General features: G+C 67.0%; 30 protein-coding genes. 13 read left to right on the top strand and 17 right to left on the bottom strand.

Annotated features, from left to right (window positions below):
• Window positions 1-62: 62 nt before the first annotated feature.
• Genes K1Y73_RS11655 through K1Y73_RS11645 form a run of 3 tightly spaced genes read right to left on the bottom strand, consistent with a single transcriptional unit; the run spans window position 63 to window position 2,228 of the window.
• Window positions 63-857 carry a metal ABC transporter permease gene (locus tag K1Y73_RS11655; RefSeq protein ID WP_225028468.1) on the bottom strand — a complete coding sequence of 265 codons (795 nt, stop codon included), beginning with the start codon at window positions 855-857 and terminating at the stop codon, window positions 63-65.
• Window positions 850-1,677 carry an ATP-binding cassette domain-containing protein gene (locus K1Y73_RS11650; RefSeq protein ID WP_225028467.1) on the bottom strand — a complete coding sequence of 276 codons (828 nt, stop codon included), beginning with the start codon at window positions 1,675-1,677 and terminating at the stop codon, window positions 850-852. Before K1Y73_RS11650 ends, K1Y73_RS11655 begins: the two co-directional genes overlap by 8 nt.
• A complete protein-coding gene (locus tag K1Y73_RS11645) occupies window positions 1,674-2,228 on the bottom strand; it encodes a Fur family transcriptional regulator (RefSeq protein ID WP_225028466.1) in 555 nt (184 codons plus the stop codon). The genes K1Y73_RS11650 and K1Y73_RS11645 overlap by 4 nt, the downstream gene beginning before the upstream one ends.
• Before the next feature lie 81 nt (window positions 2,229-2,309).
• On the opposite strand from K1Y73_RS11645, the gene K1Y73_RS11640 reads away from it, so the two are divergent.
• A complete protein-coding gene (locus K1Y73_RS11640) occupies window positions 2,310-3,335 on the top strand; it encodes a zinc ABC transporter substrate-binding protein (RefSeq protein WP_225028465.1) in 1,026 nt (341 codons plus the stop codon).
• A 25-nt stretch (window positions 3,336-3,360) separates the two neighbouring features.
• Here the strand turns inward: K1Y73_RS11640 and K1Y73_RS11635 are convergent, their stop codons facing one another.
• Window positions 3,361-3,555: a hypothetical protein gene (locus K1Y73_RS11635; RefSeq protein WP_225028464.1), complete on the bottom strand. Its 195-nt coding sequence runs from the start codon at window positions 3,553-3,555 to the stop codon at window positions 3,361-3,363.
• A 94-nt stretch (window positions 3,556-3,649) separates the two neighbouring features.
• Between K1Y73_RS11635 and mtnA the strand changes: the two genes are divergently transcribed.
• Window positions 3,650-4,738, top strand: a complete 1,089-nt coding sequence (gene mtnA / locus K1Y73_RS11630) for an S-methyl-5-thioribose-1-phosphate isomerase (protein ID WP_225028463.1) — start codon at window positions 3,650-3,652, stop codon at window positions 4,736-4,738.
• Window positions 4,739-4,805: 67 nt separating this feature from the next.
• Here mtnA and K1Y73_RS11625 read toward each other — a convergent pair whose 3' ends face one another.
• The 12 genes from K1Y73_RS11625 to K1Y73_RS11570 form a co-directional block, all read right to left on the bottom strand.
• Window positions 4,806-5,585, bottom strand: a complete 780-nt coding sequence (locus K1Y73_RS11625; protein WP_225028462.1) for a succinate dehydrogenase iron-sulfur subunit — start codon at window positions 5,583-5,585, stop codon at window positions 4,806-4,808.
• A 7-nt stretch (window positions 5,586-5,592) separates the two neighbouring features.
• Window positions 5,593-5,889 carry a hypothetical protein gene (locus K1Y73_RS11620; RefSeq protein WP_225028461.1) on the bottom strand — a complete coding sequence of 99 codons (297 nt, stop codon included), beginning with the start codon at window positions 5,887-5,889 and terminating at the stop codon, window positions 5,593-5,595.
• Complete coding sequence (locus tag K1Y73_RS11615; protein ID WP_225028460.1) at window positions 5,889-6,206, bottom strand: hypothetical protein; 318 nt, start codon at window positions 6,204-6,206, stop codon at window positions 5,889-5,891. The genes K1Y73_RS11620 and K1Y73_RS11615 overlap by 1 nt, the downstream gene beginning before the upstream one ends.
• Window positions 6,206-6,595 (bottom strand): succinate dehydrogenase, encoded by a 390-nt coding sequence (locus K1Y73_RS11610; RefSeq protein ID WP_225028459.1) that lies wholly within the window; start codon window positions 6,593-6,595, stop codon window positions 6,206-6,208. The genes K1Y73_RS11615 and K1Y73_RS11610 overlap by 1 nt, the downstream gene beginning before the upstream one ends.
• A complete protein-coding gene (gene sdhA, locus K1Y73_RS11605; protein ID WP_225028458.1) occupies window positions 6,595-8,400 on the bottom strand; it encodes a succinate dehydrogenase flavoprotein subunit in 1,806 nt (601 codons plus the stop codon). Before sdhA ends, K1Y73_RS11610 begins: the two co-directional genes overlap by 1 nt.
• A 12-nt stretch (window positions 8,401-8,412) precedes the next feature.
• Window positions 8,413-8,784: a succinate dehydrogenase, hydrophobic membrane anchor protein gene (sdhD, locus tag K1Y73_RS11600; RefSeq protein WP_225028457.1), complete on the bottom strand. Its 372-nt coding sequence runs from the start codon at window positions 8,782-8,784 to the stop codon at window positions 8,413-8,415.
• Window positions 8,785-8,791: 7 nt separating this feature from the next.
• Complete coding sequence (gene sdhC, locus K1Y73_RS11595; protein ID WP_225028456.1) at window positions 8,792-9,178, bottom strand: succinate dehydrogenase, cytochrome b556 subunit; 387 nt, start codon at window positions 9,176-9,178, stop codon at window positions 8,792-8,794.
• 264 nt (window positions 9,179-9,442) lie between these two features.
• Window positions 9,443-10,471 (bottom strand): MaoC family dehydratase, encoded by a 1,029-nt coding sequence (locus K1Y73_RS11590; RefSeq protein ID WP_225028455.1) that lies wholly within the window; start codon window positions 10,469-10,471, stop codon window positions 9,443-9,445.
• A gap of 27 nt (window positions 10,472-10,498) precedes the next feature.
• Window positions 10,499-10,702: a DUF1737 domain-containing protein gene (locus K1Y73_RS11585; RefSeq protein WP_225028454.1), complete on the bottom strand. Its 204-nt coding sequence runs from the start codon at window positions 10,700-10,702 to the stop codon at window positions 10,499-10,501.
• Window positions 10,703-10,712: 10 nt separating this feature from the next.
• Window positions 10,713-11,261: an NnrU family protein gene (locus K1Y73_RS11580; protein ID WP_225028453.1), complete on the bottom strand. Its 549-nt coding sequence runs from the start codon at window positions 11,259-11,261 to the stop codon at window positions 10,713-10,715.
• Between the two features lie 39 nt (window positions 11,262-11,300).
• Complete coding sequence (locus K1Y73_RS11575) at window positions 11,301-12,161, bottom strand: HpcH/HpaI aldolase/citrate lyase family protein (protein WP_225028452.1); 861 nt, start codon at window positions 12,159-12,161, stop codon at window positions 11,301-11,303.
• Window positions 12,162-12,292: 131 nt separating this feature from the next.
• On the bottom strand, window positions 12,293-13,042 hold the full coding sequence (locus K1Y73_RS11570; RefSeq protein ID WP_225028451.1) for a sulfite exporter TauE/SafE family protein: 750 nt from the start codon (window positions 13,040-13,042) through the stop codon (window positions 12,293-12,295).
• 152 nt (window positions 13,043-13,194) lie between these two features.
• Between K1Y73_RS11570 and mdh the strand changes: the two genes are divergently transcribed.
• Window positions 13,195-14,157 carry a malate dehydrogenase gene (gene mdh / locus K1Y73_RS11565; protein WP_225028450.1) on the top strand — a complete coding sequence of 321 codons (963 nt, stop codon included), beginning with the start codon at window positions 13,195-13,197 and terminating at the stop codon, window positions 14,155-14,157.
• 83 nt (window positions 14,158-14,240) lie between these two features.
• On the opposite strand, the gene K1Y73_RS11560 is transcribed toward mdh, so the two are convergent.
• Window positions 14,241-14,594, bottom strand: a complete 354-nt coding sequence (locus tag K1Y73_RS11560) for a cupin domain-containing protein (RefSeq protein ID WP_225028449.1) — start codon at window positions 14,592-14,594, stop codon at window positions 14,241-14,243.
• A gap of 140 nt (window positions 14,595-14,734) precedes the next feature.
• Here K1Y73_RS11560 and K1Y73_RS11555 point away from each other — a divergent pair, with 140 nt between their 5' ends.
• The 10 genes from K1Y73_RS11555 to K1Y73_RS11510 form a co-directional block, all read left to right on the top strand.
• The gene (locus tag K1Y73_RS11555; protein ID WP_225028448.1) at window positions 14,735-15,310 is read left to right on the top strand and encodes a GNAT family N-acetyltransferase; all 576 of its coding nucleotides are present in this window, start codon (window positions 14,735-14,737) and stop codon (window positions 15,308-15,310) included.
• 154 nt (window positions 15,311-15,464) lie between these two features.
• Complete coding sequence (locus tag K1Y73_RS11550) at window positions 15,465-15,614, top strand: hypothetical protein (protein ID WP_225028447.1); 150 nt, start codon at window positions 15,465-15,467, stop codon at window positions 15,612-15,614.
• Between the two features lie 10 nt (window positions 15,615-15,624).
• On the top strand, window positions 15,625-16,284 hold the full coding sequence (locus K1Y73_RS11545; RefSeq protein ID WP_225028446.1) for a class I SAM-dependent methyltransferase: 660 nt from the start codon (window positions 15,625-15,627) through the stop codon (window positions 16,282-16,284).
• A gap of 97 nt (window positions 16,285-16,381) precedes the next feature.
• Window positions 16,382-17,572 (top strand): hypothetical protein, encoded by a 1,191-nt coding sequence (locus tag K1Y73_RS11540; RefSeq protein WP_225028445.1) that lies wholly within the window; start codon window positions 16,382-16,384, stop codon window positions 17,570-17,572.
• Window positions 17,573-17,855: 283 nt separating this feature from the next.
• A complete protein-coding gene (gene sucC / locus K1Y73_RS11535) occupies window positions 17,856-19,049 on the top strand; it encodes an ADP-forming succinate--CoA ligase subunit beta (RefSeq protein ID WP_225028444.1) in 1,194 nt (397 codons plus the stop codon).
• A 43-nt stretch (window positions 19,050-19,092) separates the two neighbouring features.
• The gene (locus K1Y73_RS11530; protein WP_225028443.1) at window positions 19,093-19,857 is read left to right on the top strand and encodes a hypothetical protein; all 765 of its coding nucleotides are present in this window, start codon (window positions 19,093-19,095) and stop codon (window positions 19,855-19,857) included.
• A 3-nt stretch (window positions 19,858-19,860) separates the two neighbouring features.
• Window positions 19,861-20,037: a hypothetical protein gene (locus K1Y73_RS11525; protein ID WP_225028442.1), complete on the top strand. Its 177-nt coding sequence runs from the start codon at window positions 19,861-19,863 to the stop codon at window positions 20,035-20,037.
• 79 nt (window positions 20,038-20,116) lie between these two features.
• Complete coding sequence (gene sucD, locus K1Y73_RS11520) at window positions 20,117-21,001, top strand: succinate--CoA ligase subunit alpha (protein ID WP_225028441.1); 885 nt, start codon at window positions 20,117-20,119, stop codon at window positions 20,999-21,001.
• A gap of 112 nt (window positions 21,002-21,113) precedes the next feature.
• Entirely contained in the window at window positions 21,114-24,080 is a 2,967-nt protein-coding gene (locus K1Y73_RS11515; protein WP_225028440.1) for a 2-oxoglutarate dehydrogenase E1 component, read from the top strand.
• A gap of 11 nt (window positions 24,081-24,091) precedes the next feature.
• A partial coding sequence (locus K1Y73_RS11510; protein ID WP_318248238.1) for a biotin/lipoyl-containing protein occupies window positions 24,092-24,515 on the top strand: 424 nt, incomplete at its 3' end.

Below are 24,515 nucleotides of genomic sequence, written 5' to 3'. Positions count from 1 at the left end.
TACAGGCAGATCAATCGGGAAAGAGGGCGCGCAAGCGCCCTCTTTTTCGTTAGCTCCGTTCGCTACCCCTGCCGGCGCATCCGCCCGAAGCCCGCCGCCAGCACGAAGACCGCCGCCGCCGCGACGATGATCGACGGGCCCGCCGGCGTGTCCTGCCACAGCGACAGCCGCAGCCCCGCCAGCGAGGCTGTGGCGCCGATCGCCACCGCCCCCAGCGCCATCGCCTCGGGGCTGCGGGCGATGCCGCGGGCGGCAGCGGCCGGGATGATCAGCATCGCCGCGATCAGCAGCGCCCCCACCACTTTCAGCGCCACCGCCACGGTCAGCGCCAGCGCCAGCACCAGAACCAACCGTTCGCGCCCGGGATGAATGCCCGAGGCATGGGCCAGATCCTCGTTCAGCGTCGCGGTCAGCAGCGCCTGCCAGCGCCAGGCGATCAGTGCGGCCACCACCGCGCCCCCGGCCCAGACCAGCGCCAGCTCGGTCTTCGACACGGCCAGGATATCGCCGAACAGCCAGGCCGACAGATCGGTGCGCACCATGGGAAAGAAGCTGACCGCGACCAGCCCGAAGGCCAGCGCCGAATGGGCCAGCACGCCCAGCGTCGTGTCCATCGCCCAGCCGCGCGCCGCAAGCCCCGCCACGGTCAGCGCCATCGCCGCCGAGACGACCAGCGTGCCAAGCGTGATCGGCAGATCGGTGGCCAGCGCCAGCGCCACGCCCAGAATCGCCGCATGCGCGGTGGCATCGCCGAAATAGGCCATCCGCCGCCAGACCACGAAGGCGCCCAAGGGACCTGTGGCCAGCGACAGGCCCACCCCCGCCAAAGCGGCACGGATCAGGAAATCGTCAAACATGATGGGGGTCCTGCCCATGGCTATGGGTGTCGCCGTGACTATGGCTATGGTCGTGGCTGTGGTCATGGTGGTGGTGATGGTGATCGGCCGGCCCCGCGTGATCATGGTCATGCTCGTGCCGGTACAGCGCCAGCGTGCCCTGCGTGCCCAGCCCGAACATCGCCCGATATTCCGGCGCCGAGGACACGACCTGTGGCGTGCCTTCGCAGCAGACATGGCCATTCAGGCAGATCACCCGGTCCGAGGCCGCCATGACCACATGCAGATCATGGCTGACCATCAGCACCGCGCAGCCGGTTTCGGCCCGCACCGCCTCGATCAGCCGGTAGAAGGCCGCCTCGCCCGGCTGGTCCAGCCCCTGGGTCGGCTCGTCCAGCATCAGCACCTGCGGCCGCGCCAGCAGCGCCCGCGCCAGAAGCGCGCGCTGCATCTGCCCGCCCGACAGCGCCGCCATCTGCAACCCGCCCTGCCCCGCCAGCCCCACCTTGGCCAGCGCCTCCTGCGCCTCGGCCTCGGTCACCCGATGTGGCAGCGACAGGAAGCGGCGCAGCGTGATCGGCATGGTCCGGTCGATCATCAGCCGCTGCGGCACATAGCCGATGCGCAGACCCGGCGCGCGGGTCACCTGGCCCTCGGCCGGGGCCAGAATGCCCAGAAGCGCCCGCAAGAGCGTGGATTTGCCCGATCCGTTCGGGCCGACAATGGTGACGATCTCGCCCGGATGCAACGCCAGGCTGACATCATGCAGCACCTCGGCGCCGCCATAGCGCAGGCACAGTCGCCGCGCCTGGATCAGCGGATCGGGTCCGGCCCCGGTCATGCGCCTGCCCCCTGGCAGGCGGGGCACAGGCCCAGCGCCTCGACCGTGGCGCGTTCCACGGCAAAGCCCATCGCCGCGGCGGCCTGGTCCAGCGCGGCGCGGATCGGGCGGCCCGGCGCCTCGGCCACCGCGTTGCAGGCCCGGCAGATCAGGAAGGCGGGCGCATGCGCCTCGCCCGGATGCATGCAGGCGGCAAAGGCGTTCAGCCGGCGAATGCGATGGGCAAGCCCTTGTTCCACCAGGAAATCCAGCGCCCGATAAGCAACGGGCGGCTGGTTGCCGAACCCCTCCGCCGCCAGCCGGTTCAGCACGTCATAGGCGCCCAAAGCGCGATGCTCTTCCAGCAGGATCTCCAGCACCCGGCGCCGCACCGGCGTCAGCCGCGCGCCCTGGCTGCGCGCCAGCGCCTCGGCCCGGTCCAGCACGTCATGGGTGCAATGCGCATGGTCATGCGCCTGGAACGCCGCGCCGGGATCGGCACAGCCGGGGCAATCGGCATCGCCAGAGGCGTGGGGATCGGTCGCCAGATGGGGTTCGGAGGGATCGGACATTTCCGCCTCTTGACCTGTTAGGTTATAACATACATAAGCTCAGGCCCGGCCCGATGGAAGGCCCAAGGCGAGGACGTATCGATGCGTTATATCATTGCACTTCTTTTGGCCAGCACGGCGATTGGCACGGCAGGCGGCGGCGCGGCGCGGGCCGAGGTGCCCAATGTGGTGACCGATATCGTGCCGGTGCAGGCGCTGACCGCGATGGTGATGGAGGGGCTGGGCACGCCCGACCTGCTGCTGGACCGCGGCGCCTCGCCGCATTCCTACCAGATGCGGCCCAGCCAGGCCGCGGCGGTGGCGGGCGCGGATCTGGTGATCTGGGTCGGGCCCGAACTGACGCCCTGGCTCGACAAGGCCGTCGATGCCCGCCCCGAAGGCGCGGCGCTGCTGGGCCTTCTGGCCGCCCCCGGCACCCATCTGCGCAGCTTTGCCGAGGCCGAGGGCGAAGAGGCCGGCCATGATCACGAACACGATCACGACCACGACCACGAACACGAACACGAACACGACGAAGCGCATGATCACGGCGCCGACCATGCCGACGACCCCGCCGATGCCCATGCCGAGGAAGACCATCACCACAGCGGCACCGATCCGCATGCCTGGCTTGACCCCGAAAATGGCCGGCTCTGGGCCGGGCTGATCGCCGCCGAACTGTCCCGGCTCGACCCGGAGAACGCCGCGCGCTACGCCCAGAACGCCAAGGCCGCCATCGCCGCCATCGACGCCGCCGATGCCGAGACCACGGCCCTTCTGGCGCCCGTCAAGGATCACCCTTTCGTCGCCTTCCATGATGCCTACGGCTATTTCGCCGATCATTACGGCCTGGCGGTCGAAGGCACGGTGGCCCTGGGCGATGCCGCCTCGCCCGGCGCCAAGCGGCTGGATGCGCTGCGCACCAAGATGCAGGGCGCGGGCCCGCTGTGCATCTTCCCCGAAGCCCAGCACGATCCCGCGCTGGTCACCCAGATGGCCGAGGCCGCCGGCGCCAAGGTGGGCGGCGCGCTGGACCCCGAAGGCTCGACCTATGCGCCGGGGCCGCAGGCCTATGGCCAGATCCTGACCGGGCTTGCGAAAACCCTGTCGGACTGCCTGGCCGGCTAACCCCCTTGCCTGACCCGATCCGGGCCTAGCGCCCGGGCCGCAGACAATCGCGCGGCTCGGGCCCGCGTTGCTCGGCCCCGCAGGCGGCGCAGCGCCAGTAATCGGGCGCGACACCACGGTCCAGGCGCCAGCGGCAGGCCCGGGTCAGGGTCGAGGTGCGGCGCACATGCCATTGATAGGCCAGCACGCCGATCAGCAGAAGCAGCAAAAGCAGCGGCATGCGCCCTTCTGCCATGCCGCGCGCCCCGGCGCAAAGCCCTTGCGGCGGGCGCCCGGGCCGGCGACTGTTCTTCGGCAGCGACCGGAGAAGCAGCATGAAGATCGACGGCAGGCCCACCCGTTCCATCTGGGCCGAAGACGGGCAGGTCAGGATCATCGACCAGCGCTGGCTGCCGCATGAGTTGCGGATCGTGACGCTGGCCGACCGCGCCGCCTTTGCCACCGCGATTGCCGAGATGTGGGTGCGCGGCGCGCCGCTGATCGGCGCGACCGCGGCCTGGGGCATGGCGGTGCAGATGGCGGCCGACCCGTCAGATGCCAGCCTGGCCGAAACCTGGCAGATCCTGCACGAAACCCGCCCCACCGCGATCAACCTGCGCTGGGCGCTGGACCGGATGCGGGCGCATCTGGCCCCGCTGCCGCCCGTCGCCCGGGCGGCGGCCGCCGAAGCCGAGGCCCAGGCGATCTGCGACGAGGACGTCGAGTTGAACCGCCGGATCGGTGCCCATGGCCTGCCGCTTCTGCGCGCGATCGCGGCGCGCAAGGGCCGGGTCAACGTGCTGACCCATTGCAATGCGGGCTGGCCCGCGACGGTCGATTGGGGCACCGCGACCTCGCCGCTGTATCAGGCGCATGAGGCAGGGATCGACCTGCATGTCTGGGTCGACGAGACCCGCCCCCGCAACCAGGGCGCCCAGATCACCGCCTGGGAACTGGGCGCGCATGGGGTGGCCCACAGCCTGATCACCGACAATGCCGGCGGCCATCTGATGCAGCGCGGGCTGGTGGATCTGGTGATCGTCGGCACCGACCGCACCACCGCGCGCGGCGATGTCTGCAACAAGATCGGCACCTATCTGAAGGCCCTGGCGGCCAGGGCCAACGGCGTGCCCTTCTATGTCGCGCTGCCCTCGCCCACCATCGACTGGCGGGTGACGGACGGCTTGGCCGAAATCCCGATTGAAACCCGCGACGGCGCCGAGGTCACCCATGTGCAGGGCCTGGACGATCAGGGCCGGATCGCCCGGGTGCGGATCTCGCCCGCCACGACGGCGGCGGTCAATCCGGCCTTCGACGTGACGCCGGCGGAACTGGTGACTGGCCTGATCACCGAACGCGGGATCTGCCCCGCCACGGCCGAAGGCCTGCGCGCGCTGTTTCCCGACCTGGCGCCGATGTCTTGAAAGACATCGGGCCGGAGCCTGCGAAGGCTCCGGCCCGGAATTTTCGAAAATTCCGGTCCCGCGCGCGTCAGACGACGCGCTCGACCATCATCTTCTTGATCTCGGCAATCGCCTTGGCCGGGTTCAGCCCCTTCGGGCAGGTCTCGGCGCAGTTCATGATCGTGTGGCAGCGGTACAGCTTGAACGGATCTTCCAGCGCATCCAGCCGCTCGCCCGTGGCTTCATCGCGCGAATCGATGATCCAGCGATAGGCATGCAGCAGCGCGGCGGGCCCGAGATAGCGGTCGGCATTCCACCAGTAGCTGGGGCAGGACGTGCTGCAGGACGCGCACATCACGCATTCATAAAGCCCGTCCAGCTTGGCCCGATCCTCGATCGACTGGCGCCATTCCTTGCCCGGCGTGTTGGTCTTGGTTTCCAGCCAGGGCATGATCGAGGCATGCTGGGCATAGAAATGCGTCAGGTCCGGGATCAGGTCCTTGACCACGGCCGCATGCGGCAGCGGGTAGATCTTCACGTCGCCCTTGATCTCGTCCAGCCCGTAGATGCAGGCCAGATGGTTCAGCCCGTCGATGTTCATCGCGCAGCTTCCGCAGATGCCTTCGCGGCAGGACCGGCGGAAGGTCAGCGTCGGGTCGATCTCGTTCTTGATCTTGATCAGCGCGTCCAGGACCATGGGACCGCATTTGTCCATGTCCAGGAAATAGGTGTCGATCTGCGGGTTCTTCCCGTCATCGGGATTCCAGCGATAGATGTGGAACGCCCGCACGTTCTTGGCGCCCTCGGGCTTGGGCCAGGTCTTGCCGGTGCGGATCTTCGAGTTCTTCGGAAGCGTGAACTGGACCATTGGGATATCAGCCTTTCCAGTCGGGTCTGTCGTAAAGCGGCCGCGAGGGCGGCTCGCCGGATTTCGCCATGACGCAGGTTTCGTAGACGGCCGAGGGGTCCTTGCCCGTCAGGTAATCGGAAGAGACATGCAGATCCAGCCCGCCGGCCAGTTTGCCGCCCGAGGTGCCGCCGATCTTGACCTGACCGCGCGGTTGCTGGGCCAGCCGGGCCCGTTCATAGCATTCGCGCTCGGCCTGCTGCACCGTCATCGGGCCGCAGGCGGTCAGCAGCACCAGCAGGGAAAGGACAGCCGCGCGCCGCATCATTTCACCGGCGGCACGCCATGCGACGCGAAGCAGCTTTGGGCTGCCGGGCGCAGGGCGATGTTGCGGATGTTTTCACGCGTCTGGCTGCCGGCCTCGACCCCGTAATCGCGGGCCAGGGCACGCTGTTCCTCAACCGCCGCCGCATCCAGGATGCATTGCGTCGCGGCCTCGGCCGGGGCGGCGGGCATGTCGCGGCCAACCACCGGGCGGACGACATCGGCCGCCATGTTGCGGGTGGTCTTGTCGGCCATCGCCTGCGGATCGCAGGCCGCCAGCGCCAGGAAAGCCAAGGGGACAAGGGCAAGCTTCGTCATCACAATCCTCCGAATGCGGCCCCCTGCGCGGCCAGCATTCCGCCGGCCGAGAGGGTCGTGACGAAGCATTGCGTCGCCTCGGGGCGGCTGGCGATGGTTCTGACCACCGGCCAGGCGCGGGTGGCGATTTCCTGCCCGCCCGCGCTGGCCGCCTGGGCCAGCTGGATCAGCTCTCCGGTCGAGGCATTGTTGATGACGCAATCGGTATAGGGCGTGACATTGACGCCCGGGACATAGCGCTGCGCGGCCGCATTCACGGCGCTGCGCGCCAGGCCGCGGGTCGTCTCCTGCATCACCGCCTGGCCCCCTGCCACACAGGCCGGAAGGACAAGGCACAGGCAGATCGCCCCCGCGCGCGCAGCCCCCCGCCCATGCCACAGCCCCGCCATCAGAACTTCCGCTCCGCCGGCGCGATCTTCTTCAGGCTGATGCCGCCATCCGCTTCGGTCGTCAGCGGATCGACATGCACCGGCCGGAAGTCGAGCGTGACCTTGTTGCCATCGACCCAGGCCAGCGTGTGCTTGCGCCAATTGGCATCGTCCCGCGTCGGATGATCCTCATGCGCATGGGCGCCGCGGCTTTCGGTCCGGGCATGCGCCCCGTAGATCGTCGCCAGCGCGTTGGGCATCAGGTTGGTCAGTTCCAGCGTCTCCATCAGGTCGCTGTTCCAGACCAGGCTGCGGTCGGTGACCTTCAGATCGCCCAGCTTGCCGGCGATGGCGGTCATCTTCTTCTCGCCCTCGGCCAGCGTGGCCTCGGTGCGGAACACGGCCGCGTCGGCCTGCATGGTGCGCTGCATCTCAAGCCGCAGCTCGGCCGTGGGCGTGCCGCCATTGGCATGGCGCAAGCCGTCGAAGCGGCTCAGCGCCTTGTCGACCTCGGCCTTGTTCACGCCCGGCACGGGCGCGTCCTTGCGGACCACCTGCCCCGCGCGGATCGCCGCGGCGCGGCCGAAGACCACCAGGTCGATCAGCGAGTTCGATCCCAGACGGTTCGCGCCATGGACCGAGGCACAGCCCGCCTCGCCCACCGCCATCAGGCCTGGGAAGACCGCATCGGGATTGGCGGCGGTCGGGTTCAGCACCTCGCCCCAATAGTTGGTGGGAATGCCGCCCATGTTGTAATGCACCGTCGGCAGAACCGGGATCGGTTCCTTGTGCAGATCGACGCCGGCAAAGATGCGGGCGCTTTCGGTGATGCCCGGCAGGCGCAGTTCCAGCGACTCGCGCGGAAGGTGGTTCAGGTGCAGATGGATATGGTCCTTGTTGGGGCCCACGCCGCGGCCTTCGCGGATTTCCATCGTCATGCAGCGGGACACATAGTCGCGCGGCGCCAGGTCCTTATAGTGCGGAGCGTAACGCTCCATGAAGCGCTCGCCTTCGCTGTTGGTCAGATAGCCGCCCTCGCCGCGGGCGCCTTCGGTGATCAGACAGCCCGAGCCATAGATGCCGGTCGGGTGGAACTGCACGAATTCCATGTCCTGCAGCGGCAGGCCGGCCCGCGCGACCATGCCGCCACCGTCGCCGGTGCAGGTATGGGCCGAGGTGGCCGAGAAATAGGCGCGGCCATAGCCGCCGGTCGCCAGAACCACCATCTTGGCGTTGAAGACATGGATCGTGCCGTCATCCAGCTTCCAGGTCACCACGCCGGTGCAGACGCCGTCGGTGATGATCAGGTCGATGGCGAAATATTCGATGTAGAACTCGGCATTGTTCTTCAGCGATTGGCCATACAGCGTGTGCAGGATCGCGTGGCCGGTGCGGTCGGCCGCGGCGCAGGTGCGCTGCACCGGCGGGCCTTCGCCATATTCGGTCGTATGGCCGCCGAAGGGGCGCTGATAGATCTTGCCCTCTTCGGTGCGGCTGAACGGCACGCCGTAATGCTCCAGCTCATAGACCGCCTTCGGGGCCTCGCGCGCCAGATATTCCATCGCATCGGTGTCGCCCAGCCAGTCGCTGCCCTTCACCGTGTCATACATGTGCCATTGCCAGCTGTCCGGGCCCATATTGCCCAAGCTGGCCGCGATGCCGCCCTGGGCCGCCACCGTATGGCTGCGGGTCGGGAAGACCTTGGTCACGCAGGCGGTGCGCAGGCCCTGTTCGGCCATGCCCAGCGTGGCGCGCAAGCCCGCGCCGCCGGCCCCCACCACGACCACGTCGTAATCATGCACTTCGTAAGGATAAGCCGTCGTCATCTGTTCCGTCCCTTACAGCGCAAGCTTGGCCAGCGCGAAAATCCCCACCGCGCCGATCAGCCAGGACAGCATCACGATGCCCAGAACCGCCAGCTTGCGGCCGGTGCCGCGGGTGTAATCCTCGACCATCATCGTCGCGCCCATGGCGAAATGGCGCATGCCGATCACCAAAAGCAGCGCCGTCAGGATCGCCGGGAAGGGGCGCGAGAAGGTGTCGACAACGCCGGCATGGTCCTGGCCCAGCGTGGTGCCGAAGACATAGATCCAGGTCGGCACCAGGAATGCCAGCCCGACCGAGGACAGGGTCATCGACCAATGGTGATGGGTGCCCGAATGCGCGGCACCGCGGCCCTCGGCCCGTTTGCGGGGGGTCAGATAGCGCATGGCGTCCTCACTGAACCAGAAGGATTGTGATCACGGTCAGCACGACCGAACCGATGATGCAGGCCCAGCCCAGCTTTTCCGCCGTGGGCACGTCCAGCCCCTTGCCCGCATCATAGTAAAGGTGCCGCAGCCCGGCGAGGTAATGGTACCAGATCGCCCAAAGCGAGCCCGCGAAGACCAGATCGCCGAACCAGCTGGTGGCGATGGCATTCACGAAATTGAAGTAGCTCTCCGATGTCGCCGCGGCCAGAAGCCACCAGATCACCAGCACGAAAGCCGCGATCAGCGCGTGGCCGGTGATGCGGGTCAGGATCGATGTCAGCATCGGAACCTGCCAGCGGTAGATCTGCAAATGGGGGGAGAGGGGCCGTTCGACCCGTTTGGCCTCTGCCATGTCATGTCCCTTCGTCGCTGGCTGCCGCCCGCCTGATCCGGTGGGCGAGCGCGCTTGTCCCTGGCCCTTGCATAACCGATTTTTCAGCCAAGTCACGCCCGGCTTTGCCGCAATTGCAGCCTGTTGGCGCTAAACCTGGCAATTTTTTCCGCATGTGATCACGCTTTTTCAGGAAGTGATCACAAATTTCGCCGGCAAGCCCCCGGCGCGGCGCGGCTGGAATCGCCCTAGCGCCGCGCGGCGCGACGGGCGCGGTGGCGGCGGTCAGACCGGCACCAGCGCCCAGTAATCCAGATCCAGCAGCACTTCGGGCCGGTACTTGCCGGCCGCGTCCTTCAGGGCAAAGGGCGCGGCGCCCTGCTTCACCGCGACCAGCCGCAGCCGCAGCGCGCCCACGCCCGGGGCGGCGGTGGGGGCGCGGTCCAGCACTTCGGACCAGGCCTTCACCGTATCGCCGGCAAAGCAGGGATTGGCATGCGCACCGCCGTTCAGCGCCACGATCATCTGCGCATTGGCCAGCCCGTTGAACGACAGCGCCCGCGCCAGGCTGATGACATGGCCGCCATAGATCAGCCGCTTGCCGTCTTCGCGGAAAGTGGCGTCGAAATGCACCTTGGCGGTGTTCTGCCACAGCCTGGTGGCCAGCATATGCTCGGCCTCTTCGACGGTCACGCCATCGACATGGTCGATGGTCTCGCCGATTTCATAATCGCCCCAGCGGTGCCTTTCCCCTGCCAGAGCGAAATCGTAGTTGGAGAAATCCAACCCCTCGGGCACCACCAGCGCCTCGGGCGGCACGAAAGCTTGCAGTTCGGGAACAACCGGCGCCGGCGCGGGTGTCGCGCGGTTCTTGCGCACCATCACCCAGCGGACATAGTCCAGCACCGGCTGGCCGTGCTGGTTCAGCCCGCGCGTGCGCACCCAGACCACACCCGACTTGCCGTTGGAATTCTCCTTCAGCCCGATCACCGTGCTTTCGGCGCGCAGCGTGTCGCCCGGCCAGACCGGCGCCAGAAAGCGGCCCTCGGCATAGCCCAGATTGGCCACCGCATTCAGGCTGATATCCGGCACGGTCTTGCCGAAAACGCTATGGAAGGCGATCAGATCGTCCAGCGGGCTTTGCGGCAGACCGCAGGCGCGGGCGAAAGCGTCCGAGGAATACAGCGCCCCGCGCGCCGGATAAAGCGCGTGATACAGCGCCCGCTCGCCGCCCGAAAGCGTGCGGGGCACGGCATGGGCGATCACCTCACCCAGCTGATAATCCTCGAAAAACCGGCCGGGATTGGTTTTCATCATGCCTCCTGCGTCGGCGGGGCCGACTTACATCTCGCCCAGTTTCAGATCGGGGGAATAGGTGCCGGGCACGTCCTTGGTCACCGCCTGGCCGCAGCGCATCACGCCGCGGGCCGCATCGAAGGCATAGGTCGGGCTGCCCTGCAGCTCCCAGCCTTTCGACAGGGCCAGGCTGACCTTGTGGCAGAAGGCCGAGGTGTCGTCATCCGACAGGAAACGGTAAAGGCGCATGGGAACCTCCTTATGGCCAGGGCTGCGGGCCCAGCCAGTTGTGGATCAGCATGATCAGCCCCAGCGCGACCGGCGTGGCCAGGGCCGCCTTCCAGGTCGCGCCCGGCTTCACGGGTTTCGGCACAAAGACCGGCACGGCACGGTTGATCACGATCACCTCGACCACCGCCCAGGCCAGCAGGCCACCAAACAGGATGACACTGGCAAGATCGCCATTCACCAGCAGATGCGCGAGGGCCCAGGTCTTGACAGCGGTAAGTTGCGGATGGCGCATCCGCCCGATCAGCGGCGCCCGCATCCCGTCGGCCGCGAACAGGAAGACGGCGATCAGCATCAGCAGGTTGTTCACATGGATCAGGAAGCGCGGCGGATCCCAAAGATAGGTGAACTCCGCGCCGCGATAGCCCAGCACCATCAGCACCAGCGCCGCCAGCAGCGCCAGCGCCACCGCGCCCTTGCCCGGATCGCCCATCCGCGCCCGGGCCGCCGGGGCCAGCCGTTTGAACAGATGCGCGCCCGCCCAGAGCGCAAGACCAACGATCAGAAGAATCAGGGACATACGCGCCTCCGCGGGGGGAAAATTCCGCCCAAGCTTATCTTAATGCCCCAGCGCCGCAATCGCCTTGGCCTTGGCCAGCAGCGCCTCGGCGGTGACGATATGCAGGTTTTCGACGATCCGGCCGTCCAGCACCGCCACGCCCTGCCCCGCGGCCTTGGCCGCCTCGAAAGCCGCGATCTGGCGGCGGGCCAGGTCGATTTCCGCATCCGAGGGCGCGAAGGCGGCATTGGCGATGGCCAGTTGCGCCGGGTGGATCAGCGTCTTGCCGTCAAAGCCCATGTCGCGGCCCTGATCGCATTCCGCCCGCAACCCGTCCTCGTCCTTGAAGGCATTGTAGACACCGTCAACAATGATCTTTCCATTGGCACGCGCCGCCAGCAGGCAAAGTCCCAGACCAGTCTGCATCGCCAGCCGGTCGGGGCGGAAGCGGCTGCCCAGCTCTTTCGCCAGGTCATTCGTGCCCATCACCATGCCCTTCAGCCGCGGATGCGCGGCGATCGCGCCCGCGTTCAGCATGCCCGCCGCGGTCTCCATCATCGCCCAAAGATCGGCGCCCGGCACGATCCGCGCCACATCGTCCAGCATGCCCGGAGCGGAGACCTTGGGCACCAGCACCGCGTCGATCTTGGCCCCTTCGCCCAGCGCGCGTTCCATCGCCGCCGCATCGGCCGCGCCCCATTCGGTATCCAGCCCGTTGATCCGCACGATCCGCGCCCGGTTGCCGAAATCGACATCCTTCAGCACCTGCACCAGCAGCGCGCGCGCCGCCGGCTTTTCCTCCGGCGCCACCGCATCTTCCAGATCGAAGATGATCGCATCGCAGGCCAGGTCGCGCGCCTTTTCCAGCGCCCGCTCTTTCGAACCGGGAATATACAGGACCGAACGGTAGGGGCGCGACATGGCAATCTCCGGCGAAGGCGCTGCGAAAGAATCTTGCGCATGACATAGCGAAGTTGCCATTTTCGGCAAGCCCGGATTTGCCGCATCGCAGAAATACGCGCCGAATTCCTGCCGCCGGGCGGCCAGCCGGGTCAGATCAGGCCCGAGACCCCGTCCCAGACCAGCTTGGCCGAGATCACCAGCAGCGACCAGGTCACGATGCCGAAGAAGGCCGCACTGGGCAGCACCCGCACCAGCCAGACCCCGGCAAACACCGCCGGCACGGCTGGAACCGACAGGATCGCGGCGATTTCCAGATTGTCCAGGCTCAGCTGGCCCAATTGCCAATAGGGGATCAGCTTCACCGCATTGATCACGGCAAAGGCAATGGTCGCGGTGCCGGCGAAGACCGCCTTCTCCATGCCCAGGGGCAGGGTATAGACCTGATAGGGCGGCGCGCCGGAATGGCTGACAAAGCTGGTAAACCCGGTGACCGCGCCCCAGAACAGGCCCGGCGCCACCTCGGCCCGCTTGGCGCCGGTCTCGCGCCCCTTGCGGATCAGCAGGTTCAGCGCGAAGACCACGCCGATCGCGCCAACCAGCAGCGTCACCGCCGCTTCGGGCACCAGCCGCGCCGTGGCCCAGCCCAGCGCGATGCCCACAACCGCCCCCGGCAGCAGAATCGCCAGCACCCGCGCATCATAGGCCCGGCGATAGGCGTAAAGCCCGAACAGGTCGGACACGACATAGACCGGCAGCAAAAGCCCCGCCGCCGTCACCGGCGAAATCACCAGCGCCGCCACCGGCACGCCCAGCATGCCGACCAGGGGAATCCCCCCCTTGCCCATGCCCACCAGCATGGCGGCAACCACCGCCGCAACCCAGAATGCCCAGCCTTCCATCAGCGCCTCCGGCCGTTACCGCTAAACCCCGTCCCGACGGAAGGGAAGCCCGGGAATTATCGCATGCAACGGTATACCGCGACCATCCCGGCGCTGGACAGAAAGGCCCGAAGGGGCTACGCCTCGCCGCGACTCAACCAATGGAGATCCCCATGGCCAGACCGAAGATCGCGCTCATCGGTGCCGGACAGATCGGCGGCACGCTTGCCCATCTGACCGCCTCCAAGGAACTGGGCGATGTCGTCCTGTTCGATATTGCCGAAGGCACGCCGCAGGGCAAGGCGCTGGACCTGGCGCAATGCGGCCCGGTCGAAGGCTTTGACGCAAGCCTGAAGGGAACCAACTCCTACGCCGATATCGCGGGCGCCGATGTCTGCATCGTGACCGCCGGCGTGCCGCGCAAGCCCGGCATGTCGCGCGACGACCTGCTGGGGATCAACCTGAAGGTGATGAAGTCGGTCGGCGAAGGCATCAAGCAATATGCCCCGAACGCCTTCGTGATCTGCATCACCAACCCGCTGGACGCCATGGTCTGGGCGCTGCGCGAATTCTCGGGCCTGCCGCATAACAAGGTCGTCGGCATGGCCGGCGTGCTGGATTCGGCCCGCTTCCGTCACTTCCTGTCGCTGGAATTCAACGTCTCGATGAAGGATGTCACCGCCTTCGTTCTGGGCGGCCATGGCGATACGATGGTTCCGCTGACCCGCTATTCCACCGTCGCCGGCATTCCGCTGCCCGACCTGGTGGAAATGGGCTGGACCACGCAGGACAAGCTGGATGCCATCGTCCAGCGCACCCGCGATGGCGGGGCCGAGATCGTGGGCCTGTTGAAGACCGGCTCGGCCTTCTACGCGCCCGCCACCTCGGCGATCGAAATGGCCGAAGCCTATCTGAAGGACCAAAAGCGCCTTCTGCCCTGCGCCGCCTATGTGAAGGGCGCCTATGGGCTGGACGGGATGTATGTCGGCGTGCCGACGATCATCGGCGCCGGCGGGATCGAGAAAGTGGTCGAGATCAAGCTGAACGCGGCCGAACAGGCGATGATGGACAAGTCCGTCGACGCGGTGAAGGGCCTGGTCACCGCCTGCAAGGGCATCGACCCGACGCTGGCCTGATCGGTCCGACACGATGCGAAAGGGGCGCCCGCTGCGGCGCCCCTTTCCATTTTCCGACCTGAAAGCTGCCCCAAGCCCCGCCGTTACTTCAGCTTGATGCAGAAATGCTTCTTCACCGGCGCCTCGATCTTCCAGACGCCCTTGAAGCCCGGCTCGACCACGAAGGCATCGCCCGGCCGCAGCGTCACCGGATCGGCGCCGTCGGGGGTGATGGTGATCTGGCCTTCGATCAGATGGACGAATTCGTAGAACTGATAGCTGGCATGCCAGCTGCCCGGCGTCGCCTCCCAGGTGCCGCTGATCACGCTGCCATCCAGCGACGTGTGCTGCACCCAGGTCTTCATCGTCGGGTTGCCCTCGACCTTCACCCAGCCGTCCAGATCGGTCAGCCTCGGCTCGGGCCCCGGCGCGGGCAGGCGGAAAACCATGTCGCTCATCTCGTTCCTTCCTGAATGGCTTTGCGGTTCGTGCCGGTGGTAGGGCCTTGCCCGCAGCCTGGCAAGCGCCGCGACAGCCCCTTGCGCCGCCCCGCGCCCTGCGGCAGGGAAGGCGCCTCAGACCGGGAAAGGGCCCAACTATGCAGATCCGCAAGGCCATTGCGTCGGATGCCGACCATCTGACGCGCTTCATCAATCTGGCGGCCGATGACCTGCCGCTGCATTTCTGGAAGAAATCGGTCGGCCCCCAGGGCGACCCCTGGGCCCTGGGCCGCGAACGCGCGGCGCGCGAGACCGGCAATTTCTCGTATTCCAACGCCTGGATGGCGGAAATCGACGGCCAGGTTGCGGCCGGCCTGTTGGGCTATCCCGCCGACGCGACCCCGGCCGTGATCGAAGCCGACACGCCGCCGATCTTCGTGCCGCTGCTGGAACTGGAAGCGCTGGCCCCCGGCGCCTGGTATCTGAACGTGCTGGCCACCTACCCGGCCTTCCGCGGCCAGGGCTGCGGCGCGGCCCTGCTGGCCCAGGCCGAGACGGTGGCGCGCGATCTGGGCCACCGCACGATCAGCCTGATCGCCGCCGACACCCATCAAGACGCCCAGCGCCTCTACCGCGCCAAGGGCTTTGCCGAACAGGCCAGCCGCCCGGTGGTCAGGGGCGATTGGCAGGTCGATGCCGCCACCTGGACCCTCTTCACCAAAACCCTAGCCTGATCCTCCAGCCTTCCTCTCTGCATAAATATCCTGCGGGGGCCCGGGGGTGCAAAACCCCCGGCGCCAGCCCCGAAGCGCCACCCCCGGATCAACCCCCATTGCCCCCGCCGCCGGAATCCGGCATCCCCTTGGGAAATCTCCCGAGGAGGCCCAGATGGACTATTCCAAATCCGGCGGCAGCCCGTCCGCCAAGCCCGCCCCCAAGGCCAAGCGCGGCGCCCAGAAAGGCGCGCCCAAGACCAAGGCGCCCGACAAATCGGCCCTGCTGGCCCGGATGAAGGCGGCGGCGCAGAAGCCCTCGTAAAGCGCGGCCCGTGACGCTTTCGCCCTATCTCGCCCCCGGCTTCTACGACAAGGCGCTGGCCGCGGGGAAACATCGCGACATCGTGGGCGGCCGCTGGGAAGAAACCGCCGAGGCGCAGATGGCCTGCCTTCTGGCCGAGGGGCTGCGGCCGCAGCACCAGCTGCTGGACATCGGCTGCGGGTCGCTGCGGCTGGGCCATATGGCGGTGCCCTTCCTCGATCCCGGTCATTACTGGGGCACCGATGCCTCGGGCGCGCTGATGCGCCGCGGCTATGAGGTGGAACTGGCCGACAAGGCCCGCCTGCCCGCGGATCAGCTGGTCGAGGATGCCGATTTCGCCTTTCCCGGCCTGCCCGAAACCATCGACTTCGCCATCGCCTGGGGCGTCTTCACCCATCTGCCACCGGGCGCTCTGCCGCCGGCCCTGGCCTCGGTCCGCGCGCGGTTTCCGGCCCTGAAGGCGCTGCTTTTGACGCTGTTCCTGGCCCCCGAAGGCCCGCCCGGCCCCTTCCGCCAGCGCGACGGCGTGGTGACCCATCCCAACCGCCCGCCCTGGCACCGCCATCGCGCCGAGGTTCAGGCCGAGGCGCAGGCGGCCGGCTTCACCCTGGCCTGGCGCGATCTGATTTTGCCGCGCGGCCAATGCCTTGCCGTTCTCTCGCCTGCGTGAGGCATGCCGCGGGGTCAGCCATCCCCGACCCTGCTTCGGCTTGACCCGCGGCGCCCCGCCGCCCATCCTGCGGCTTCAAATGCGAAGGAAGCCCCCGATGCGCCGCTTGCTGATTGCCAGTCTTGTCGCCCTTTTGCCCGGCATCGCCCAGGCCGACCGCTCGCCGATCTCGGCCGAGATCGCCCAGACCGGCATCGCCGCCACCGAGGCGCGGCTGGCCGCGCTCGATGCGCCGAAGCCCCCCGATCTTTACGCGCTGGCCGGCCTGCGCTTCCTGCGCGGGGTCGAACGCGCGCTGCAGCTGCGCTGGCAGACCGGCATGCGCGCCGATTGGTCGGAACTGCCGATCCTGCGCCTGCCGATCCCGGAAAACCCCCAGGCCCGCCCCTTCACCGGCGCCGACCTGACCGCGCTTCTGACCGGGATCGCGGATGACATGGATGCCGCCCGCGCGGCGCTGACCACGCTGGGCCCGCAGGATTTCGCGCTGGAAATCGCCCTCGCCGACCTGTGGTTCGACATCAACCTGAACGGCACCCGCGACGCGGGCGAAGACATCGCCGCCGTGGCGGGCCAGATGCTGGGCGGCGGCATCGGCATGGGTCCCGAGGGGCCGGTGGTGCGCTTCGACACCGCCGATGCGGCCTGGCTGTCGGCCTATACGCATCTGCTGTCGGCCTTCACCGAAGTGGCGCTGGCCTATGATCCGGGCCCCGCGGTGGACCGGATCGCCACCGCCTCGGAGAAGATGTATGCGCTTTGGGGCGACACCCCGCCCGAGAATGCCTTTGACATGATGTTCGGCCGCCAGGTCGACCGGGTGGCGATGATCCTGCGCGCCCTGGCGCAAGAGCCCGACCCCGCCCGCGCCCGCGCCGCGCATGCGCATCTTCTGTCGATGATCACCGAAAATCGCCGCTTCTGGGCCCTGGCCGCGGCCGAAACCGACAATGATCGCGAATGGGTGCCCGCCGAAGGCCAGGCCTCGGCCCTGGGTCTGATCATGCCGTCCGGCACGGCCGCGCATTGGCAGGCGATCCTGGCCGATGCCGAGGCGGCGCTGAAGGGCGAGATCCTGATCCCGCATTGGCGCTATGGCGCCGAGGCGGGGATCGACCTGGCCAAGCTGTTCGACAGCCCGCCGCGGCTGGATCTGGTCGGGCTGGTGCAGGGCGAAGCCTTCCTGCCCTATGCGCGCAAGGGGCCGCGGATGCGCACCGACAGCTGGCGCGAGTTCGAGCGTCTGGTGCAGGGCGACGCGATGCTTTTCGCGATTTTCTTCAACTGATTTGCCGCGCCGGCCGCGCAAAGGGGGGGCCGCGGGCGCGCCTTGGCCGCCCTCTCGCGCGGGCCGGCGAATCACGTTAGCGCAAGCGTCGCGGGGCGGTTCCGACTGCTGCGCCGCAGCACGCCGCCGGTCGGATTCGGGCTTGTGATCACACTTTTTCAAGCTGTGATCACATTTGTCGCTTTTTCGCGGCTTTTCGCCGCCCCTGCCGTCTTAGGCCTTGGGAACAGGGTCCGATCTGTGCCAGAAAGCGACAAAATCCTGAACCTGCGGGGCTTGCGACATGAACATCCACGAATACCAGGCCAAGGCCCTTCTGCGCAGCTACGGCATCCCCGTCTCGGACGGCCGGGTCGTGCTGAAGGCGGAAGAAGCCAAGACCGCCGCCGGTGAGCTGGACGGGCCGCTCTGGGTGGTCAAGTCGCAGATCCATGCCGGCGGCCGCGGCAAGGGCAAGTTCGTCGAGCCGGAAGCCGGCGAGAAGGGCGGCGTGCGCCTGGCCTTCTCGGTCGAGGAAGCCGCCGAATTCGCCCGCCAGATGCTGGGCCGCACCCTGGTGACCGTGCAGACCGGCGCGGCCGGCAAGCAGGTGAACCGGATCTATATCGAAGACGGTTCCGACATCGAGCGCGAGCTGTATCTGGCGCTGCTGATCGACCGCAAATCCTCGCGCGTGTCGATCGTCGCCTCGACCGAAGGCGGGATGGACATTGAAACCGTCGCGCATGAGACGCCCGAGAAGATCCTGACGATCACCATCGACCCGGCCACCGGCCTGCAGGATTTCCACGGCCGCCGCGTCGCCTTCTCGCTGGGGCTGAAGGGCAACCAGGTCAAGCAATGCGTCCAGATCGTGAAGAAGCTGTACCAGCTCTTCGTCGACAAGGACATGGACATGCTGGAAATCAACCCGTTCTGCGTGTTGAAGGACGGCAATCTGAAGCTGCTCGACGCCAAGATGGGCTTTGACGGCAATGCGATCTACCGCCACCCCGACATCGCCGCACTGCGCGACGAGACCGAGGAAGACCCCAAGGAACTGGCGGCGTCGAAATTCGATCTGAACTACATCGCGCTCGATGGCGAAATCGGCTGCATGGTCAACGGCGCGGGCCTGGCCATGGCGACGATGGACATCATCAAGCTCTACGGCGCCGAACCGGCCAACTTCCTGGATGTGGGCGGTGGCGCGACGAAGGAAAAGGTCACCGAAGCCTTCAAGATCATCACCTCGGACCCGAACGTGAAGGGCATCCTGGTCAACATCTTCGGCGGCATCATGCGCTGCGACATCATCGCCGAGGGCGTGATCGCCGCGGTGAAGGAAGTCGGGCTGAAGGTTCCGCTGGTGGTCCGCCTGGAAGGCACGAATGTGCAGCTGGGCAAGGACATCATCAACAAGTCGGGCCTGAACGTGATCGCGGCCGATGACCTGTCGGACGCGGCGCAAAAGATCGTCAAGGCCGTCAAGGGCTAAGGCGGGCAAGGGCTGAACCGGGCAAGGCCAGGGACACGCGAAGATGACCGAGGGCGCGCATCTGCAGACCAACCCGGAGGCGGCATCCCCGATGCCGCAGCCGGAGCCGCTGCATTTCCTGCATATCGGCAAGACCGCCGGCACGCAGATCGGCCATGTCGCGACCCTGCTGAACCAGGAAGGCAGCGGCCCGAAGATCGTCAAACATGGCCATCTGGAACTGCTGCTGCATCTTCCGCCCGAGGCGCGCTATTTCTTCTCGGTCCGCGATCCGATCTCGCGCTTTCGCTCGAGCTTCTATTCGCGCCGCCGCAAGGGCCGTCCGCTGAACGATATCGAGTGGCGCCCGGGCGAACGGATCGCCTTCGAGCGGTTCGAACATGCCAATGACCTGGCCGAGGCGCTGTTTTCCGGGGGCGAAACCGGACGCGCCGCTACCCAGGCCATCTTGTCGATCTCGCATACCGCGATGAACCAAAGCCTGTGGGTGATGACGATCGGGTATTTCCTGCACACCCGCCCGCCGGTCTGGATCATCCGGCAGGAACGGTTCGACGCCGATTTCCTGGAATTCCTGCGCCGCGCCGATCATGGCGGCACCTTCGCGCCGACCGACGATCCGGTCCGCGCGCATCGCAACGACTATGCCGGCACGCCGCCGATCTCGGCCCTCGGGCAGCAGAACCTGCGGCGCTGGTATGCACAGGACTATGCCTTCCTCGATGTCTGCGAGACTTGGATGGCCGACCGCCTGGGGCTGGACCCCGATCAGGCGGCCGCGTTTTCCCTTTACGGCAAGGACCACTAGACCATGCGCCTGCCCTTCCTTCCCCCGCTTGTTCTCACGCTTCTGGCGCTTGCCGCCTGCGGCCCCGGCGTCGGTCAGCTGCAGCACGAGGAAACGCTTGACGCGGTCTGCGCCGAGCAATCGGCCCTGGCCCAGGCCGGCACCACCGATGGGGGCCAGATCACCATCACCTGCCCCTGACGGGACAGGTGACCCGCACGCCGCTGCGGCGCGCCTCCGGGCCCGCTGAACCGAACCGTCTATTCTGAAGGAGGCCCGGATGGCCGTTCTCGTCGACAAAAACACCAAGGTCATCTGCCAGGGCATCACCGGCAGCCAGGGCACGTTCCACACCGAACAGGCCATCGCCTATGGCACGCAAATGGTCGGCGGCGTGACGCCGGGCAAGGGCGGGTCCGAGCATCTGGGCCTGCCGGTCTTCGATTCGGTCCATGATGCGGTCGCGAAAACCGGCGCCACCGCTTCGGCGATCTATGTGCCGCCGCCCTTCGCCGCCGATTCCATCCTGGAAGCGATCGACGCCGAGATCCCGCTGATCGTCTGCATCACCGAGGGCATCCCGGTCCTCGACATGATGAAGGTCAAGCGCGCGCTGATCAATTCGAAGTCGCGGCTGATCGGGCCGAACTGCCCCGGCGTGATGACGCCGAACCAGTGCAAGATCGGCATCATGCCGGGCTCGATCTTCTCGGTCGGTTCGGTCGGCGTCGTGTCGCGCTCGGGCACGCTGACCTATGAGGCGGTGAAGCAGACCACCGATGTGGGCCTGGGCCAGTCCTCGGCCGTGGGCATCGGCGGCGACCCGATCAAGGGCACCGAACATATCGACGTGCTGGAAATGTTCCTGGCCGACCCGGAAACCCATTCGATCATCATGATCGGCGAAATCGGCGGCTCGGCCGAAGAAGAGGCCGCGCAATTCCTGGCCGACGAAAAGAAGAAGGGCCGCTGGAAGCCGACCGCGGGCTTCATCGCCGGCCGCACCGCGCCTCCGGGCCGCCGCATGGGACACGCCGGCGCCATCGTCGCCGGTGGCAAGGGCGATGCCGGCTCGAAGATCGAAGCGATGAAATCGGCCGGCATCGTCGTTGCCGACAGCCCCGCCCATCTGGGCGAAGCCGTGCTGAAGGCGATCAAGGGCTGATCCTGCGGGCGGGCCAGACCGCTGGCCCGCCGCCCCGGATTTTCGTCGAAAATCCGAAGACCCCGAGTTTTCGCGGAAAACTCGCCCGATCCCGTCCCCCTGAGGTGACCCCATGACCGACCAATCCCCCACCGCCGCCTTCACCGCCTCGTCCTTCCTCGATGGGGCCAATGCCGATTACGTCGACCAGCTGCAGGCCCGTTATGCCGCCGATCCGAATTCGGTCGATGCGCAATGGGCCGAATTCTTCCGGGCGCTGGGCGATACCGAACGCGATGCCCGCGCCGCCGCGGCCGGCCCGTCCTGGGCGCGCGCCGACTGGCCGCCCGCCCCTGTCGATGACCTGACCGCCGCGCTGACCGGCGAATGGCCGGCGCCGCCCGCGAAAGAGGCCAAGGCCGCCGGCAAGAAGATCGCCGACAAGGCCGCCGAGGCGGGCGTCAACCTGACCGAAGCGCAGCTGCAGCGCGCCGTGATCGATTCGATCCGCGCCCTGATGATCATCCGCGCCTACCGGATCCGCGGCCATCTGGCCGCCGACCTCGATCCGCTGGGCCTGGCCGAAAAGACCCCGCATCCCGAACTGGACCCGGCCTCCTACGGCTTCAGCGAAGCCGACATGGACCGGCCGATCTTCATCGACCAGGTTCTGGGCCTGTCGCATGCCTCGATGCGCCAGATCGTGGCGATCCTGAAGCGCACCTATTGCGGCACGTTCGCGCTGCAATACATGCATATCTCGGATCCCGAACAGGCCGGCTGGCTGAAGGAACGGATCGAAGGCTACGGCAAGGAAATCGCCTTCACCCGCGAAGGCCGCAAGGCCATTCTGAACAAGCTGGTCGAAGCCGAGGGCTACGAGAAGTTCCTTCATGTCAAGTACATGGGCACCAAGCGCTTTGGCCTGGACGGCGCCGAGGCGCTGATCCCGGCGATGGAACAGATCATAAAGCGCGGCGGCAATCTGGGCGTGAAGGAAATCGTCATCGGCATGCCGCATCGCGGCCGGCTGAACGTTCTGGCCAATGTGCTGATGAAGCCCTACAAGGCGATCTTCCACGAATTCCAGGGCGGCAGCTACAAGCCCGAGGATGTCGACGGGTCGGGCGACGTGAAATATCACCTCGGCGCCTCGTCGGACCGCACCTTTGACGGCCATACCGTCCACCTGTCGCTGACCGCGAACCCCTCGCACCTGGAAGCGGTGAACCCGGTCGTCCTGGGCAAGGCGCGCGCCAAGCAGGACCAGTTCAACGACGCGGCCGAACGCATCGCGGTGCTGCCGATCCTTCTGCATGGCGACGCGGCCTTTGCCGGCCAGGGCGTGGTGGCGGAATGCCTGCAACTGTCGGGCATCAAGGGCCACCGCACCGGCGGCTGCATCCATATCATCGTGAACAACCAGATCGGCTTCACCACGGCGCCGCATTTCTCGCGCACCTCGCCCTATCCGACCGACATCGCTTTGATGGTCGAGGCGCCGATCTTCCATGTGAACGGCGACGATCCCGAAGCCGTGGTGCATGCCGCCAAGGTCGCGACCGAATATCGCCAGAAGTTCCACAAGGACGTGGTGATCGACATCTTCTGCTACCGCCGCTTCGGTCACAACGAAGGCGACGAGCCGATGTTCACCAACCCGCAGATGTACAACCGCATCCGCAAGCAGAAGACCACGCTGCAGCTTTATACCGAGCGTCTGGTGGCCGACGGGCTGATCCCCGAAGGCGAGATCGAGGATATGAAGGCCGCCTTCCAGGCGCGTCTGAACGAGGAATACGAGGCCGGCAAGAACTTCAAGCCCAACAAGGCCGACTGGCTGGATGGGCGCTGGAAGAACATGCAGACCGCCGGGCTTGACAGCTATCAGCGCGGCGAGACCTGGATCAAGGCCGACACTTTTGCCGAAATCGGCGCGGCGCTGACCCGGGTGCCCGACGGGTTCGAGATGCACAAGACCGTCGCGCGCCAGCTGGACGCGAAGAAGAAGATGTTCGAAACCGGCACCGGCTTTGACTGGGCGACCGCCGAGGCGCTGGCCTTCGGCTCGCTGCAGGTCGAGGGCTTCCCGGTGCGGCTGGCGGGGCAGGACTGCACCCGCGGCACCTTCTCGCAGCGCCATTCCGGCTGGGTCGATCAGGCCACCGAGGAACGCTACTATCCGCTGAACCACATCCGGGCCGGCCAGGCGCGGTATGAGGTCATCGACTCGATGCTGTCGGAATATGCGGTCCTGGGCTTCGAATACGGCTATTCGCTGGCCGAACCCAATGCGCTGACCCTGTGGGAAGCCCAGTTCGGCGATTTCGCCAATGGCGCGCAGATCATGTTCGACCAGTTCGTGAACTCGGGCGAATCGAAATGGCTGCGGATGTCGGGGCTGGTGGTCCTTCTGCCGCATGGCTTCGAAGGCCAGGGGCCTGAACATTCCTCGGCGCGGCTGGAACGCTTCCTGCAACTGTCGGCGGAAGAGAACTGGATCGTGGCGAATTGCTCGACGCCCGCCAACTACTTCCACATCCTGCGCCGTCAGCTGCATCGCGACTTCCGCAAGCCGCTGATCCTGATGACGCCGAAATCGCTGCTGCGCCATCCGATGTGCGTCTCGGATGCGGCCGATTTCACCGATGGCTCGACCTTCCACCGCGTCCTTTGGGACGATGCGCAGAAGGGCCATTCCGACACCAAGCTGAAGGCCGATGCCGATATCCGCCGCGTGGTGATCTCGTCGGGCAAGGTCTATTACGACCTTTTGGCCGAGCGCGACGCGCGCGGGCTGGACGATGTCTATCTGCTGCGTCTGGAACAGATCTATCCGGTGCCCTCGATCGCGCTGTCGGCCGAACTGGCGCGCTTCCCGAATGCCGATATCGTCTGGTGCCAGGAAGAGCCGAAGAACCAGGGCGCCTGGAGCTTCATCGAACCCGAGCTGGAAATCCTGCTCACCAAGCTGCGCGGGGCGACCACCCGCCCCAGCTACGCCGGCCGCATGGCCAGCGCCTCGCCGGCGACGGGCCTTGCCTCGCGCCACAAGGCCGAACAAACCGCGCTGGTCAATGCCGCGCTGACCATCGCCTGAAGGAGTTGAAGATGACCGACGTCATGGTGCCCGCCCTGGGCGAAAGCGTGTCCGAAGCGACCGTCTCGACCTGGTTCAAGAAGCCGGGCGATGCCGTGAAGCAGGACGAAATGCTCTGCGAACTGGAAACCGACAAGGTTTCGGTCGAAGTGCCCTCGCCCGTCGCCGGGGTTCTGGCCGAAATCCTGGCGCCCGAAGGCACGACCGTCGCCGCCAATGCGCGGCTGGCGATCGTCACCGAAGGCGCGGCCGCCAGCGCCCCCGCCGCCAAGGCGGAAGAGCCGAAGGCCGAAGCCGCCGCCGCCGTGGGCTCGCCCGGCGCCGGGCCGGAAACCCTGACGCCGCGCGCCGATGTCGAGGATGCGCCCTCGGCCAAGAAGGCCATGGCCGAAGCCGGCCTGTCGCGCGACGCCGTGCAGGGCACCGGCAAGGATG

The sequence above is a fragment of the Xinfangfangia pollutisoli genome (assembly GCF_020179405.1).
GTDB lineage: Bacteria > Pseudomonadota > Alphaproteobacteria > Rhodobacterales > Rhodobacteraceae > Pseudogemmobacter > Pseudogemmobacter pollutisoli.
This window is presented reverse-complemented; position numbering and strand designations above follow the sequence as displayed.

Bases quoted from the DNA above. Each gene is read 5' to 3' on its own strand.
- K1Y73_RS11655 (WP_225028468.1), bottom strand. From the start codon at position 857: ATGTTTGACGATTTCCTGATCCGTGCCGCTTTGGCGGGGGTGGGCCTG.
- K1Y73_RS11650 (WP_225028467.1), bottom strand. From the start codon at position 1,677: ATGACCGGGGCCGGACCCGATCCGCTGATCCAGGCGCGGCGACTGTGC.
- K1Y73_RS11645 (WP_225028466.1), bottom strand. From the start codon at position 2,228: ATGTCCGATCCCTCCGAACCCCATCTGGCGACCGATCCCCACGCCTCT.
- K1Y73_RS11640 (WP_225028465.1), top strand. From the start codon at position 2,310: ATGCGTTATATCATTGCACTTCTTTTGGCCAGCACGGCGATTGGCACG.
- K1Y73_RS11635 (WP_225028464.1), bottom strand. From the start codon at position 3,555: ATGCCGCTGCTTTTGCTGCTTCTGCTGATCGGCGTGCTGGCCTATCAA.
- mtnA (WP_225028463.1), top strand. From the start codon at position 3,650: ATGAAGATCGACGGCAGGCCCACCCGTTCCATCTGGGCCGAAGACGGG.
- K1Y73_RS11625 (WP_225028462.1), bottom strand. From the start codon at position 5,585: ATGGTCCAGTTCACGCTTCCGAAGAACTCGAAGATCCGCACCGGCAAG.
- K1Y73_RS11620 (WP_225028461.1), bottom strand. From the start codon at position 5,889: ATGCGGCGCGCGGCTGTCCTTTCCCTGCTGGTGCTGCTGACCGCCTGC.
- K1Y73_RS11615 (WP_225028460.1), bottom strand. From the start codon at position 6,206: ATGACGAAGCTTGCCCTTGTCCCCTTGGCTTTCCTGGCGCTGGCGGCC.
- K1Y73_RS11610 (WP_225028459.1), bottom strand. From the start codon at position 6,595: ATGGCGGGGCTGTGGCATGGGCGGGGGGCTGCGCGCGCGGGGGCGATC.
- sdhA (WP_225028458.1), bottom strand. From the start codon at position 8,400: ATGACGACGGCTTATCCTTACGAAGTGCATGATTACGACGTGGTCGTG.
- sdhD (WP_225028457.1), bottom strand. From the start codon at position 8,784: ATGCGCTATCTGACCCCCCGCAAACGGGCCGAGGGCCGCGGTGCCGCG.
- sdhC (WP_225028456.1), bottom strand. From the start codon at position 9,178: ATGGCAGAGGCCAAACGGGTCGAACGGCCCCTCTCCCCCCATTTGCAG.
- K1Y73_RS11590 (WP_225028455.1), bottom strand. From the start codon at position 10,471: ATGAAAACCAATCCCGGCCGGTTTTTCGAGGATTATCAGCTGGGTGAG.
- K1Y73_RS11585 (WP_225028454.1), bottom strand. From the start codon at position 10,702: ATGCGCCTTTACCGTTTCCTGTCGGATGACGACACCTCGGCCTTCTGC.
- K1Y73_RS11580 (WP_225028453.1), bottom strand. From the start codon at position 11,261: ATGTCCCTGATTCTTCTGATCGTTGGTCTTGCGCTCTGGGCGGGCGCG.
- K1Y73_RS11575 (WP_225028452.1), bottom strand. From the start codon at position 12,161: ATGTCGCGCCCCTACCGTTCGGTCCTGTATATTCCCGGTTCGAAAGAG.
- K1Y73_RS11570 (WP_225028451.1), bottom strand. From the start codon at position 13,042: ATGGAAGGCTGGGCATTCTGGGTTGCGGCGGTGGTTGCCGCCATGCTG.
- mdh (WP_225028450.1), top strand. From the start codon at position 13,195: ATGGCCAGACCGAAGATCGCGCTCATCGGTGCCGGACAGATCGGCGGC.
- K1Y73_RS11560 (WP_225028449.1), bottom strand. From the start codon at position 14,594: ATGAGCGACATGGTTTTCCGCCTGCCCGCGCCGGGGCCCGAGCCGAGG.
- K1Y73_RS11555 (WP_225028448.1), top strand. From the start codon at position 14,735: ATGCAGATCCGCAAGGCCATTGCGTCGGATGCCGACCATCTGACGCGC.
- K1Y73_RS11550 (WP_225028447.1), top strand. From the start codon at position 15,465: ATGGACTATTCCAAATCCGGCGGCAGCCCGTCCGCCAAGCCCGCCCCC.
- K1Y73_RS11540 (WP_225028445.1), top strand. From the start codon at position 16,382: ATGCGCCGCTTGCTGATTGCCAGTCTTGTCGCCCTTTTGCCCGGCATC.
- sucC (WP_225028444.1), top strand. From the start codon at position 17,856: ATGAACATCCACGAATACCAGGCCAAGGCCCTTCTGCGCAGCTACGGC.
- K1Y73_RS11530 (WP_225028443.1), top strand. From the start codon at position 19,093: ATGACCGAGGGCGCGCATCTGCAGACCAACCCGGAGGCGGCATCCCCG.
- K1Y73_RS11525 (WP_225028442.1), top strand. From the start codon at position 19,861: ATGCGCCTGCCCTTCCTTCCCCCGCTTGTTCTCACGCTTCTGGCGCTT.
- sucD (WP_225028441.1), top strand. From the start codon at position 20,117: ATGGCCGTTCTCGTCGACAAAAACACCAAGGTCATCTGCCAGGGCATC.
- K1Y73_RS11515 (WP_225028440.1), top strand. From the start codon at position 21,114: ATGACCGACCAATCCCCCACCGCCGCCTTCACCGCCTCGTCCTTCCTC.